Source organism: Thauera sp. ZXT1-4 (assembly GCF_052598215.2).
Genome location: NZ_JBQWSN020000012.1, coordinates 58,558 through 71,964, shown reverse-complemented (window position 1 = coordinate 71,964; position 13,407 = coordinate 58,558). Strand labels below are relative to the sequence as shown.

The window sequence follows — 13,407 nt, the reverse complement described above, 5'->3', positions numbered from 1 at the left end:
GCAGATGTCCGCCGCCTACAAGCGCATCCTGCTCAAGCTCTCCGGCGAAGCCCTGATGGGGGACGACGCTTACGGGATCAACGAGGAGGTCGTCACCCGCATCGTGTCCGAAGTCGCCGAGATCACGCAACTCGGTGTCCAGGTCGGTGTGGTGATCGGCGGCGGCAACATCTTCCGTGGCATGAAGGGCGCGGCTTCCGGCATGGATCGCGCCACCGCCGACTACATGGGCATGCTGGCCACGGTGATGAACGCCATGGCCATCGCCGATGCCATGCGCCGCATGGACGTGCCTGCGCGTGTCCAGTCGGCGCTGCGCATCGACCAGGTCGTCGAGCCTTACATCCGCGGTCGTGCGATCCGGCATCTGGAAGAGGGACGGGTGGTGATCTTCGCCGCCGGCACCGGAAACCCCTTCTTCACCACCGATACCGCCGCCGCGTTGCGTGGGGCCGAGATCGGCGCCCAGATCGTCCTCAAGGCCACCAAGGTCGATGGTATCTACACGGCCGATCCCAAGAAGGATCCGCAGGCTCAGCGTTACCATCGCATCAGCTTCGACGAGGCCATCGGCCGCAACCTGGCGGTCCTGGACTCGACCGCGTTCGCGCTGTGTCGCGATCAGAAACTGCCGATCAACGTGTTTTCGATCTTCAAGCCCGGCGCGCTCAAGCGTGTGGTGATGGGCGAAGACGAAGGCACGCTGGTTCATTCCTGAACTCCGGAGAATGCGCGCATGATCCCCGAACTCAAGAAGACCGCCGAAGGCAAGATGCAGAAATCGGTCGAGTCGCTCAAGACCGACCTTGCCAAAATCCGTACCGGTCGTGCCCACGCCGGTCTGCTCGACCACGTCATGGTCGAGTACTACGGCTCCATGGTGCCGGTGAATCAGGTGGCGAACGTCACCCTGATCGACGCCCGCACGCTGGGCGTGCAGACCTGGGAAAAGCCGATGCTGGGCAAGGTCGAACGCGCCATTCGAGACAGCGACCTCGGCCTCAATCCGGCCAACATGGGGGAGCTGTTGCGTGTGCCCATGCCGGCGCTCACCGAAGAGCGCCGCCGCGACCTGACCAAGGTCGTGCGCCACGAAGGCGAAAACGCCAAGGTCGCGATCCGCAACCTGCGTCGTGATGCGAACCAGCAGCTGAAGGATGCCGTCAAGGACAAGGCGATCTCGGAGGACGACGAGCGCCGTGGCGAGGAAGAGATCCAGAAGCTTACCGACCGATACGTCGCCGAAATCGACAAGCTGCTCGCCCAGAAAGAGCAGGAACTGATGCAGATCTGATCCGCTTCCGGATCGGCTGCTCCCTTATGGGCAGAACAGGAGGCGGAGCATGAGCGGACGGTTCAGAAGTTCCACCCGGGACATCCCCGAGGTGTCGGCGGTACCGCGCCATGTTGCCGTCATCATGGATGGCAATGGGCGCTGGGCGCGCAAGCGCCTGCTGCCGCGTGTCGCCGGCCACAAGCGCGGGGTGGAAGCCCTGCGCTCGGTCATCCGCGCCTGCATGGAGCGTGGTGTCGAATACCTGACGGTGTTCGCCTTCAGCTCTGAAAATTGGCGCCGGCCGGCCGACGAGGTTTCCTTTTTGATGCAGCTGTTCCTCAATTCGCTGCAGAAAGAGGTCGGCCGCCTGCACGAAAATGGCATCCGCCTGCGCGTGGTTGGCGACCTCTCCCGTTTCGACGCAAAGCTCGTCGAGATGATTCACGCCTCCGAAGCCCGCACCGCCGCTAACACGCGCTTCACGCTCACCGTGGCCGCCAACTACGGCGGTCGGTGGGACATCATGAACGCGATCTCGCGTTTGATGGCCAGGCATCCCGGGCGGAGCGAAGCCTTCACCGAGGACGAGCTCGCCTCCGAGTTGTCGATGCATTACGCACCCGAGCCTGACCTGTTCATCCGCACGGGTGGCGAAACGCGCATCAGCAATTTTCTGCTCTGGCAACTCGCCTACACCGAGCTTCACTTCACCGATGTGCTTTGGCCTGATTTCGATGCGGATGCGCTGGACGAGGCGATCACCTCGTATCAGCAGCGTGAGCGCCGCTTCGGCCGTACCAGCGAACAGCTTCAGACGACACTACAGACACGGGGCGACAATGCTTAAGGACCGGGTGATCACTGCGATCCTGCTGCTCGCGGGGCTGCTTGGTGCGCTGTTCCTTCTGCCGCCGTTGGGCTGGGCGGTCGTCTGTTCCCTGATCTGCGCTGCGGCTGCCTGGGAGTGGGGAGGGCTCGCGCGCTTCGAGCGTCCGCTGCGCGTGAGTACTGCAATCATCTTCGGCGTCACCTGCCTGCTCATCGGGCACCTCGCCGGTCTTGCCGATGGAACGCTCGCCGGGGGAGCGCTACTGTTGCCGCTGTATCTGCTGAGCGCCGTGTTCTGGCTTCTCATCGCGCCCGTGTGGCTGGCGCGCAAATGGTCGCTGGCGAATCCGATGGCGGCCTCCTTGGTTGGCTTCGTCGTGCTTCTGCCCACTGCGCTCGCCATGATGCACCTGCGCCTCATAGGCCCGGGCGTGCTGCTCGGGGCGATGGCGGTGGTCTGGGTGGCAGACATCGCGGCCTATTTCTCCGGTCGGGCCTTCGGCCGCCGCAAGCTGGCGCCATCAATCAGCCCGGGCAAGACCTGGGAAGGGGCGGCCGGTGCTGCGCTTGCCGTGTTGCTGTTCGGGTTCGGTGTGCTCGTGGGGCTCGGGGCGAATCAACCCGGCGGGGCGCTGGTCATCGGTGTCGCACTGGTCGCCTGGACTGCGATCAGCATCGTCGGCGACCTGTTCGAATCGCTCTTGAAGCGTCAGGCTGGTCTCAAGGACAGCGGCGCCCTCCTGCCTGGACATGGCGGCATCCTCGACCGGATCGACAGTCTCACCTCCACGCTGCCGCTGGTTGCCTTTGCCGCGCTTTTGCTTGCGCGCTGACGCGGCTCAGCCGCCCTTCGTCGCCCCCGTTCTGGAACTCCCCACGACATGGTTCAATCCGCACTCCGGCGCCTGACCGTTCTCGGTGCCACCGGCTCGATCGGGCAGAGCACGCTCGACGTCGTTGCGCGCCACCCCGATCGATTCGAGATCTTTGCGCTCAGTGCCCAGCGTCAGGACGACAAGCTGCTCGCGCAGTGCCTGCAGTTTCTGCCTCGCTACGCGGTGATGGGCGACCCCACTGCGGCTTCTCGGCTAGAGGGTGCCTTGCGTGCGGCGGGTAGCCGTACCGAAGTGCTCTGTGGCGAGCACGCGCTTGAACAGGTGTCGGCGGCGAGCGAGGTCGACATGGTGATGGCGGCCATCGTCGGCGCAGCCGGACTGCGGCCCACGCTTGCCGCCGCGCGCGCCGGAAAGAAGGTGCTCCTCGCCAACAAGGAGGCCCTGGTGCTGTCGGGTGCGCTGTTCATGGAGGCGGTGGCGCGCAACGGCGCGACCCTGCTGCCGATCGACAGCGAACACAACGCGATTTTCCAGGCGCTGCCGGCCGACTATACGCGCCGCCCCTCGGATGCAGGCGTTCGCCGCGTGCTGCTCACCGCCTCCGGCGGCCCGTTTCGCGCTGCGCCGCTGGACAGCCTCGCTGCGGTGACGCCCGAACAGGCCTGCGCACACCCGAACTGGGTGATGGGGCGCAAGATCTCGGTGGACTCCGCAACCATGATGAACAAGGGCCTGGAAGTCATCGAGGCGCACTGGCTGTTCGGCGCGCCGGCGCAGATGATCGAGGTCGTCGTGCATCCACAGAGCGTGATCCATTCGATGGTGGAATATGCGGACGGGTCGGTCATTGCCCAGTTGGGCAACCCTGACATGCGCACCCCGATCGCACACGCCATGGCCTGGCCGGAGCGTATCGAGGCGGGCGTGAAGCCGCTCGACCTGTTCGCGATCGCACGGCTGGAGTTCGAGCGTCCCGATCTGGAGCGTTTCCCCTGTCTGCGACTGGCCTTCGAGGCGCTGCAAGCCGGTGGCGCAGCCCCGGCCGTTCTCAACGCCGCCAATGAGGAGGCCGTGGCGGCTTTCCTCGACCGCCGCATCGGATTCCTGGACATTCCCGCCGTCATCGGCGAGACGCTGGAACGCAGCGGCGCGCTTGCGGTCGATTCGGTGGAGGCGGTATTCGCCGCCGACGCTGCCGCACGCGAGTGGGCGCGCGACCAGATCCGACTTCGCCAGGCTACCTGATGACACTGTTCGATTACCTGATTCCCTTTGCGCTTGCGCTGGGGCTGCTGATCCTCATCCACGAGTTGGGCCATTACCTGGTCGCGCGCTGGTGCGGGGTCAAGGTGCTGCGTTTCTCGATCGGCTTCGGCAAGCCGCTGATCCTCCGCCGCGCAGGGCGGGACGGGACCGAATGGGCGCTTGCGGCCTTTCCGCTCGGTGGTTACGTGAAGATGCTGGACGAGCGTGAAGGCACCGTGGCGCCGGAAGAACTGCATCGCGCGTTCAACCGGCAGAGCGTCTACCGTCGCTTTGCGATCGTCGCAGCCGGGCCGCTGGCCAATTTCCTGCTTGCCATCCTGCTTTACTGGGGCCTGTTCGTGGCGGGTACCGAGGAGCTTCGACCGCGCGTGGCCCTTTCCGATACTCCGGCGATCGCCCAGGCGGCCGGCGTTCGGGATGGCGATCTGGTGGTTGCTGTGGACGAGGAGCCCGTGGCGAGCTGGCAGGATCTGCGCTGGGTCCTGCTGCGTCATGCGCTCGATCAGCGCGAGATCGTCCTGCGTGTGCGTACGCTGGAAGACGTGGATGCCCTTCGTAATCTGAACCTGTCCGGCGTGGCGATCGATGAGGACGGCAAGGATCTGATCGAACGCATCGGGCTGAAGCCCTGGCGTCCGGAGATTCCCGCCGTGCTCGGTCGGGTTGCCGAGGGCAGCGCTGCGGCCCGGGCGGGTCTGCTGAGCGGCGACCGCGTGCTGTCGATCGCCGATGTACCGATCGGCCACTGGGGCGAGCTGGTACAGGCGGTACGCCAGGCGCCGGGAAGAGCGCTGTCGTTCGAGGTCGAACGTGGCGGCGAACGCCTGCGCTTCAGCGTTGTTCCGGAGTCGGCGGAGGAGGGCAGCACCCGCATCGGCCGCATCGGGGTGGGCGTTGCCGAGCCTGCGCCCGGTGGCGTGCAGATGTTCGGCGAGGTGCGCTACGGCCCGCTCGAAGCGATCGGCAAGGCCGTGCGGCATACCTGGGAGACCAGCGTGCTCAGCCTCAAGATGATCGGCCGCATGTTTACGGGTGAAGTGTCCTGGAAGAACCTTTCCGGACCGGTGACGATCGCCGACTACGCGGGGCAGACCGCGCAGCTCGGATTGAGCCACTACCTGAAGTTCGTCGCCCTGATCAGCATCAGCCTCGGCGTGCTCAACCTGCTCCCAATCCCGGTTCTGGACGGGGGGCACTTGATGTACTATACGGCCGAAATCATCAAGGGCGGCCCCATCCCCGAGCGCATCATGGAGATCGGCCAGCAGATCGGCCTTGCACTCCTGATCATGCTCATGGCATTCGCCTTCTACAACGACATCAACCGTCTCATTTCCGGCTGAATCCCGCATGAATCGCAAGCTCCTGCCCGGGCTCCTGATGGCCCTGTTCGCCGCTGCGCCGGCCCTCGCATTCGACCCCTTCGTCGTCAAGGACATCCGGGTCGAAGGCATCCAGCGCACCGAGGCGGGCACCGTGTTCAACTATCTCCCGGTACGAGTGGGTGAAACCTTCACCGAGGGGCAGGCTTCCGATGCCATCCGTGCGCTCTTCGCCACGGGCTTCTTCAACGACGTCCGCATCGAGACCGAGGGCGACGTAATCGTCGTCGTCGTGGACGAGCGCCCGGCAATCGCCGACATCGACTTCGTGGGCGTCAAGGAGTTCGACAAGGATGCGCTCAAGAAGGGCTTGCGCGATGTCGGACTCGCCGAGTCCCGCATCTTCGATCGCGCGCTGCTGGAGCGTGCCGAGCAGGAACTCAAGCGCCAGTACCTGTCGCGCGGCAAGTACGCCGCGACGGTGACCACCACGGTCACGCCGCTCGAGCGCAACCGCGTCGGCATCAACTTCGCGGTGGAAGAAGGCGGCGTCGCGAAGATCCGCCAGATCAACATTGTCGGCGCGAAAGCCTTCGACGCCGACGATCTGCTCGACCAGATGCAACTGACGACGCCGGGCTGGCTGACCTGGTACACCAAGAACGACCAGTACTCGCGTCAGAAGCTCTCCGCCGATCTGGAAACCCTGCGCTCGTTCTATCTCGACCAGGGCTATCTCGACTTCAACATCGACTCCACGCAGGTTTCGATCACGCCCGACAAGCGCGACATCTACGTCACGGTGAACATCACCGAGGGTGAGAAGTACACCGTCACCGGCGTGCGCTTTACCGGCGATCTTGTGTTGCCGGAGTCGGACTACGTGGCGCTGTCGAAAATCCGCCCCGGCGACACCTTCTCGCGCGAGAACCTGACCGAGACCACCAAGGCGATCACTGACCGCCTCGGCAATGAAGGCTACGCTTTCGCCAACGTGAACGCCGCGCCCGAGGTTGACAAGGAGAAGCGTGAGGTCGCATTCACGGTGTTCGTTGACCCGGGTCGCAGGGTCTATGTGCGCCGCATCAACGTCGGCGGCAACACCAAGACGCGCGACGAGGTGGTGCGCCGCGAGATGCGCCAGATGGAAGGCGGCTGGTACGACGCGGCGGCGATCAACCGCTCGCGCACCCGCATCGACCGGCTTGGCTTCTTTGACGAGGTGAACGTCGAGACCCCTGCGGTCCCCGGCACCACGGACCAGGTGGATGTCAACTTCACCGTCAAGGAGCGTCCAACCGGCAACCTGATGCTCGGTGCGGGCTTCTCCAGCGCGGAAAACATCGTCCTGTCGGCTTCGATTGCACAGCAGAACCTGTTTGGCAGCGGCAATGCCTTGACCCTCGGACTGAACACCAGTGAGTCGAGTCGCACCCTGGCGCTCTCGTTTACCAATCCGTATTACACGGTGGACGGCGTGAGTCTTGGCTGGGATCTCTATCACCGCACCTACGATGCGGACGAACTCGATAGCGTGTCACCTTACAAGACGGTTTCGACCGGTGCCGGTATCCGCCTGGGCTGGCCGATTGCCGAAGATGACCAGATCAATTTCGGTCTGACGGCCGACCACACCGAGATCACGACCTACGCGTTGAGCCCCAAGCTCTACAAGGACTTCTGCCGCGACTTCGGTGGCTGCAACAACAGCGACGGCACCGGCGATGTGACGGTTACCAGCCTGATCGCGACTGTGGGCTGGGCGCGCGACAGCCGCGACAGCTTCACCTATCCGCGTTCGGGCACGTATCAACGGGTCTATGGCGAGTTGACGGTTCCGGTCGGAGATCTGCGTTACGGCAAGATCGGCTATCAGCACCAGCACTGGTTCCCGATCGGGCGTGATTACGCGCTGATGCTCAATGCAGATGTGGGTTGGGCGAAGGGCTTCGGTGGCAAGGAGGTTCCGTTCTACAAGAACTACTACGTCGGCGGTATCGGCTCGGTGCGCGGTTACGACCAGGGCTCGATCGGTCCCAAGTTCCGGGACACGGACGGGGACGTGACCTCGACCGGCGGTACGCGCAAGATCGTCGGCAATGCCGAGTTCTACTTCCCGATGCCTGGTGCAGGCAAGGACCGTTCGTTCCGCATCTCGGCGTTTTTCGATGCCGGCTATGTCTGGGGCGAAGACGAGCAACCCCTGGGCAGCGACCAGTTCGAGGAGCAGAAGCTGCGCTTCAGCGACCTGCGCTACAGTACCGGTCTCGCATTCGCGTGGAGCTCGCCGATCGGCCCGCTCAAGTTCAGCTTCGGTCATCCGCTCAACAAGAAGGACCAGGACGAAGTCCAGCGATTCCAGTTCCAGCTCGGCAGCGTGTTCTGACGCTGCGGGCGATCCAGTTTCATCCGGAGGCATAAGTGAAAGTCAGTACCCTCTCCCTGGTTGCAGCCGCGCTGCTCGCCCTCTCCCAGGCCGCCATCGCAGAAACCAAGATCGGTTTCGTCAACTCCGACCGCGTGATGCGCGAGGCGGCGCCGGCCGTGCGCGCGCAGCAGCGCCTCGAGAAGGAGTTCGAGAAGCGCGACCAGGAACTCCAGCGCATGGCGCGCGACCTCAAGTCGATGCAGGATGACTTGGAGCGTAACGGTCCCACGATGGGCGAGAATGATCGTCGTAACAAGGAGCGCTCGTTCACCGACCTGAACCGCGACTTCCAGCGCAAGCAGCGCGAGTTCCGTGAAGACCTGAACCAGCGTCGCAACGAGGAACTCGCCACGGTGCTGGATCGGGCCAACCGCTCGATCAAGGACATCGCCGAGAACGAGAACTACGACATCATCTTCCAGGAAGCGGTGTACGCGAATCCGCGCATCGACATCACCGACAAGGTCATCAAGGCCCTGTCCGACGCCAAGTAAGCACGGCAGGCGCATGTTCCGACTGCAAGAACTGGTTGACCGCCTCGGTGGCGAACTGCGCGGCGACGGCGACGTCGCCGTTGCGCGTGTCGCCACGCTGGAAAAGGCCGGGGAGGGCGACCTCGCCTTTCTCGCCAACCGCAAGTACCTCGCTCAGGTGAGGGACTGTGCGGCCAGCGCGTTGATCGTAGGCCCCGATTCCTGCGAACAACTCACCGCTCGGACGCTGATCGTCACCCCGGATCCCTACCTCTATTTCGCCCGCGTCGCGCAGATTTTCTCTCCGCAGCCCGCACCCCGTCCGGGTGTGCATCGGATGGCCAGCGTGGATTGCGTGGTACCGGCGAGCGTCGAGGTGGGGCCGGGTGCCTGCGTCGAAGAGGGAGTCGAGCTCGGCGAGGACGTGGTGATCGGGCCGAACTGCTTCGTCGGACGTGGTGCGCGCATCGGGCGGGGTACGCGCCTGCATGCGAACGTAACGGTCTACCACGACTGCGTGGTCGGCGAGGACTGCATCCTGCATGCCGGCGTGGTGGTCGGTGCGGATGGTTTCGGCTTTGCCCGTGAGCGATCCGGTGCCTGGGTCAAGATTCCGCAAACCGGGCGGGTCGTGATCGGCAACGACGTGGAGATCGGTGCGAACACCACCATCGACCGGGGTGCGCTCGACGACACGGTGATCGGCGACGGCGTCAAGCTCGACAACCTGATCCAGATCGCGCACAACGTCCGTGTCGGCGCGCACACCATCATGGCAGGCTGCGCAGGCGTCGCCGGCAGTGCGCAGATCGGCGCGCGCTGCATGATCGGCGGTCAGGCGGGCATCTCCGGGCATCTCGAGATCGCAGATGACGTCGTGGTCTCCGCATGGACCCTGGTTGCCAAGTCGATCAACAAGCCGGGCGTGTATACCGGGAATCTCCCCCTGCAGACCCATGGCGACTGGGTGAAGAACTTCTCCCACCTGCGCCACCTGGATGCGCTCGCGAAGCGCGTCCGCCAACTCGAACATAATCATCACGACGGTTCCGAAGACCGCAATCCGGGCTGAACGATCATGGACATCAAGGAAATCCTGCAGTACCTCCCGCACCGCTACCCCTTCCTGCTCGTCGATCGCGTGCTTGAGATCGAGCCGGGCGTGCGTGCGCGGGCGCTCAAGAACGTGACCATGAACGAGCCCTTCTTCCCGGGCCACTTCCCGCATCATCCCGTCATGCCTGGCGTGCTCATCATCGAGGCCATGGCGCAGGCGGCAGCGCTGCTTTCATTCAAGAGCAGCGGGGTCAAGCCCGATGAGAACTCGGTGGTGTACTTCGCCGGCATCGACCACGCGCGCTTCAAGCGACCGGTGGTGCCGGGCGACCAGTTGATCTTCGAGGTGGAGATCACGCAAAGCAAGCGCAACATCTACAAGTACAAGGCGCGTGCGACCGTGGACGGTGATCTCGCAGCCGAGGCCGAGCTGATGTGCGCGATCAAGACGCTATGATCGATCCGAGCGCCAGCATCCACGCCACCGCGATCGTCCATCCCGGCGCACGGATTGCCGCTGGCGTCCGCGTTGGCCCGTACTCGATCGTCGGCGAACACGTCGAGATCGGCGAACGTACCCGCATCGGCCCCCATGTAGTCATCGAGGGGCACACCCGCATCGGGTGCGACAACGAGATCTTCCAGTTCTGCTCGATCGGCGCCAGCCCGCAGGACAAGAAGTACGATGCCGAGCCCACCCGGCTCGAGATCGGTGATCGCAACACGATCCGCGAGTTCTGCTCCTTCAATGTGGGCACCAGCCAGGATGCGCACATCACGCACATCGGCAGCGACAACTGGATCATGGCCTATGTGCACATCGCCCACGACTGTCATGTAGGCAATCACACCACCTTCGCCAACAACGCCACGCTGGCAGGCCATGTACACGTTGGCGACTGGGCGATCCTGGGCGGTTTCACCGGTGTGCACCAGTTCTGCCGCGTTGGTGCGCACAGCTTCTGCGGCGTGGGAACGGTGCTCCTGCAGGACCTTCCGCCGTTCGTGACCGTGGCGGGCAACCCGGCCAAGCCGCACGGCATCAACAGCGAAGGGCTGCGCCGCCGAGGGTACTCGGCCGAGGCAATCGCCGGCGTCAAGCGCGCCTACCGTACCCTCTACCGCAGCGGACTGTCGCTCGAAGAGGCTCGCCAGCGCGTGGCTGAGATCGCCGCCGCGCAGCCTGAAGTCGCCCTGTTCTCGGATTTCATCGCCGAATCCGGGCGTGGTCTCGTGCGCTGAGCACGCCGACCTTGCGATGACGGTCCGTATTGCCATGGTCGCCGGAGAAACCTCCGGCGACCTGCTTGCCAGCCATCTGATCCGTGCGCTCAGGCAGCATGTGCCCGACGCGGAGTTCTTCGGCATCGGCGGGCCCAGGATGCAGGCCGAGGGCTTCGAGGCGCGCTGGCCATGCGAACGGCTCGCCGTGCATGGCTACGTCGATGCGCTGAAGCGTTATCGCGAGCTTTCGGGAATTCGCCGCGACCTGCTGGGGCAGATCCTGCACGAGCGACCCGATGTCTTCATCGGGGTCGATGCGCCGGACTTCAACCTCTGGCTCGAAGGCAAGGCGCGCGCGGCGGGCATCGCGTCGATCCATTTCGTCAGCCCTTCGATCTGGGCCTGGCGGGGCGGCCGCATCAAGCGCATCGCGCGCTCGGTGTCACACATGCTGTGCCTGTTCCCGTTCGAGCCCGAACTCTATGCGCGGGCCGGGGTGCCCGTGACCTACGTTGGTCACCCCCTTGCCGACGTGTTCCCGCTGCAGCCCGACCGCGACCAGGCGCGGGTAGCCTTGGGTATTGCCGTCGCGCAACAGGTGGTGGCACTGCTGCCTGGAAGCCGGCAATCCGAGGTGCGCAATCTCGCTGCCACCTTCATCGAAACTGCCCGCCGGTTGCGCGAGCGGGCGCCGGATCTGCGCTTTCTCGTTCCGCTCGCAACGCCCGAGACCCGGCAGATTTTCGACGAGGCCATTGTCCGTTGCCAGGCGCAGGACGTGCCGCTCGAACTGCTTCCGGGCCAGGCAGTGGAGGCAATGACCGCGGCTGATGTGGTGCTGGTGGCGAGCGGGACGGCGAGCCTCGAGGCCGCGCTGCTGAAGCGACCGATGGTGATCACCTACCGCATCGGCAAGTGGCAGTACCGCCTCATGAAACGGATGGCCTATCTGCCTTGGGTCGGCCTGCCGAACATCCTGTGCGGGGATACTGTCGTGCCCGAACTGTTGCAGGACGATGCGACGCCCGAGCGGCTCGCCGAAGCGCTGCTTGCCTGGCTCCAGGAACCCGCCCGTCGGGCAGTGGTCGAGGCGCGCTTCATGGAACTGCACCTCAGCCTGAAGCAGGGTACCGCCCGCAGGGCGGCCGAGGCCATCCTGCCTTATCTTTCCCGCCCCGGGGCGTGAGCACGCACATGCGGACGCCGGACCTTTTCGACGAGATACCTGCCGGCCTGCCCGCGAGCGGTCTGGTGTGTGGAGTGGACGAGGCCGGTCGCGGGCCGTTGTGCGGGCCGGTGGTGGCCGCGGCGGTGATCCTCGACCCCGCGCGGCCGATTCCCGGCCTGAATGATTCCAAGAAGCTCAGCGAGGCAGCACGCGAGCGCCTCGCACCGCTGATCCGGGAGCGGGCGCTGGCGTGGGCTGTCGCGCAGGCCGATGTCGAGGAAATCGATCGGCTCAACATCCTCCACGCAACCATGCTCGCGATGCAACGCGCCGTAGACGGGCTGTCGCTGGCGCCGATCGAGGTGCTGATCGACGGCAATCGCTGCCCCCGCCTGCGCTACCCGGCGCGCGCCATCATCAAGGGTGATGCGACCGAGCCCGCGATATCCGCTGCTTCCATCCTTGCCAAGACGGCCCGCGACGAGGCCATGCGCGCGCTGGATGCCGTCTGGCCCCAGTATGGACTGGCTGCGCACAAGGGGTATCCGACGGCGGCGCATCTGGCGGCGCTGGAGGCGCACGGCGTGCAGTCCTTCCACCGGCGCAGTTTCGGGCCGGTGCGCAGGCTGCTCACGGCGCCGGGAGAGCGCTGAGCGGTGGAGATGAAGGCGATCCGTTCCCGCGACAACGCGCTGGTCAAGCACTGGCACGCGCTCGCCCACTCAGCACGAGATCGGCGCAAATCCGGGCAGACGCTGCTGGATGGCGCGCATCTGCTACGCGCAGCGCTGGATGCGGGCTGCCCGTTCGAAGCAGTGATCGTTTCCGAGAGTGGTCTCGAGCAGGCGGAGATCTCAGGCCTCTGCGCCGCGCTGCCCCCCGGCGTGCAGCGCTACCTGCTGACCGACGCCTTGTTCCGGCATGTGAGTCCGGTGGATACACCCGCGGGAGTGCTTGCGGTGGTGCAGCCCGCAACGGTCCTCGTCGACGAGGGCGGTGGGATCCTTCGCCCTGAAAGCCTGATCGCGCTGGATGCGGTGCAGGATCCGGGCAACCTCGGCACGATCCTGCGTACCGCCGCGGCGGCCGGAATCCGGCGTGCGCTGCTGGGTGAGGGCTGCGCCCACGCGTGGTCGCCGCGGGTGCTGAGGGCCGGAATGGGTGCCCATTTCGCGCTGCGGATCGAGGAAGGGCTGGATCTTCCCGCGCGCCTTGCAGGCTATCCCGGAGTGCGGATCGCAACTGCGCTCGGTGCGGGTGCGCGCCCGCTCTACGACCTCGACCTGCGTGGGCCGGTCGCCTGGCTCTTTGGTGCAGAAGGCAAGGGCCTGTCGCGGGAACTGCTGGCATGCGCCGACCAGCGCGCCGTAATCCCCATGTTGGGTGCCATGGAGTCACTCAATGTGGGTGCTGCCGCTGCGGTCTGCCTGTTCGAACAGGCCCGGCAACTGCGCAGCCGTTAAAAGCTTCACATTGGAGGGCGCCCGGGGCGTTGACGGGGGGACGGCACGCCCCGATGCTACACACTGA

Annotated in this window: 14 protein-coding genes; all 14 read left to right on the top strand. The window is 65.1% G+C overall.

Translation table 11 applies throughout. The features are described 5' to 3' along the window. Positions 1–4: 4 nt before the first annotated feature. The 14 genes from pyrH to ACUH78_RS11180 are packed head-to-tail and all read left to right on the top strand — an operon-like array spanning position 5 to position 13,340. Positions 5–718 (top strand): UMP kinase, encoded by a 714-nt coding sequence (pyrH, locus tag ACUH78_RS11245; RefSeq protein WP_418362738.1) that lies wholly within the window; start codon positions 5–7, stop codon positions 716–718. An 18-nt stretch (positions 719–736) separates the two neighbouring features. Further along, positions 737–1,294 carry a ribosome recycling factor gene (gene frr, locus ACUH78_RS11240; RefSeq protein ID WP_418362739.1) on the top strand — a complete coding sequence of 186 codons (558 nt, stop codon included), beginning with the start codon at positions 737–739 and terminating at the stop codon, positions 1,292–1,294. A 49-nt stretch (positions 1,295–1,343) separates the two neighbouring features. Beyond that, positions 1,344–2,123 carry a polyprenyl diphosphate synthase gene (uppS, locus tag ACUH78_RS11235; protein WP_435749855.1) on the top strand — a complete coding sequence of 260 codons (780 nt, stop codon included), beginning with the start codon at positions 1,344–1,346 and terminating at the stop codon, positions 2,121–2,123. Continuing rightward, entirely contained in the window at positions 2,116–2,937 is an 822-nt protein-coding gene (locus ACUH78_RS11230) for a phosphatidate cytidylyltransferase (protein WP_435749856.1), read from the top strand. The genes uppS and ACUH78_RS11230 overlap by 8 nt, the downstream gene beginning before the upstream one ends. A 48-nt stretch (positions 2,938–2,985) precedes the next feature. Continuing rightward, positions 2,986–4,185 carry a 1-deoxy-D-xylulose-5-phosphate reductoisomerase gene (gene ispC / locus ACUH78_RS11225; protein ID WP_445333493.1) on the top strand — a complete coding sequence of 400 codons (1,200 nt, stop codon included), beginning with the start codon at positions 2,986–2,988 and terminating at the stop codon, positions 4,183–4,185. Then, complete coding sequence (rseP, locus tag ACUH78_RS11220) at positions 4,185–5,549, top strand: RIP metalloprotease RseP (RefSeq protein WP_445333492.1); 1,365 nt, start codon at positions 4,185–4,187, stop codon at positions 5,547–5,549. The genes ispC and rseP overlap by 1 nt, the downstream gene beginning before the upstream one ends. Before the next feature lie 7 nt (positions 5,550–5,556). Beyond that, positions 5,557–7,914, top strand: a complete 2,358-nt coding sequence (bamA, locus tag ACUH78_RS11215; RefSeq protein WP_445333491.1) for an outer membrane protein assembly factor BamA — start codon at positions 5,557–5,559, stop codon at positions 7,912–7,914. 35 nt (positions 7,915–7,949) lie between these two features. Continuing rightward, entirely contained in the window at positions 7,950–8,450 is a 501-nt protein-coding gene (locus tag ACUH78_RS11210) for an OmpH/Skp family outer membrane protein (RefSeq protein WP_418362745.1), read from the top strand. A 13-nt stretch (positions 8,451–8,463) separates the two neighbouring features. Further along, on the top strand, positions 8,464–9,501 hold the full coding sequence (gene lpxD / locus ACUH78_RS11205; protein WP_435749860.1) for a UDP-3-O-(3-hydroxymyristoyl)glucosamine N-acyltransferase: 1,038 nt from the start codon (positions 8,464–8,466) through the stop codon (positions 9,499–9,501). Positions 9,502–9,507: 6 nt separating this feature from the next. Beyond that, positions 9,508–9,942: a 3-hydroxyacyl-ACP dehydratase FabZ gene (gene fabZ, locus ACUH78_RS11200; protein WP_435749861.1), complete on the top strand. Its 435-nt coding sequence runs from the start codon at positions 9,508–9,510 to the stop codon at positions 9,940–9,942. Beyond that, entirely contained in the window at positions 9,939–10,727 is a 789-nt protein-coding gene (gene lpxA, locus ACUH78_RS11195) for an acyl-ACP--UDP-N-acetylglucosamine O-acyltransferase (protein WP_445333490.1), read from the top strand. Before fabZ ends, lpxA begins: the two co-directional genes overlap by 4 nt. Positions 10,728–10,743: 16 nt before the next feature. Further along, entirely contained in the window at positions 10,744–11,895 is a 1,152-nt protein-coding gene (gene lpxB / locus ACUH78_RS11190) for a lipid-A-disaccharide synthase (protein WP_435749863.1), read from the top strand. A gap of 8 nt (positions 11,896–11,903) precedes the next feature. Beyond that, entirely contained in the window at positions 11,904–12,530 is a 627-nt protein-coding gene (rnhB, locus tag ACUH78_RS11185; RefSeq protein WP_435749864.1) for a ribonuclease HII, read from the top strand. A gap of 9 nt (positions 12,531–12,539) precedes the next feature. Next, entirely contained in the window at positions 12,540–13,340 is an 801-nt protein-coding gene (locus ACUH78_RS11180) for a TrmH family RNA methyltransferase (protein ID WP_445333489.1), read from the top strand. Positions 13,341–13,407 lie beyond the last annotated feature (67 nt).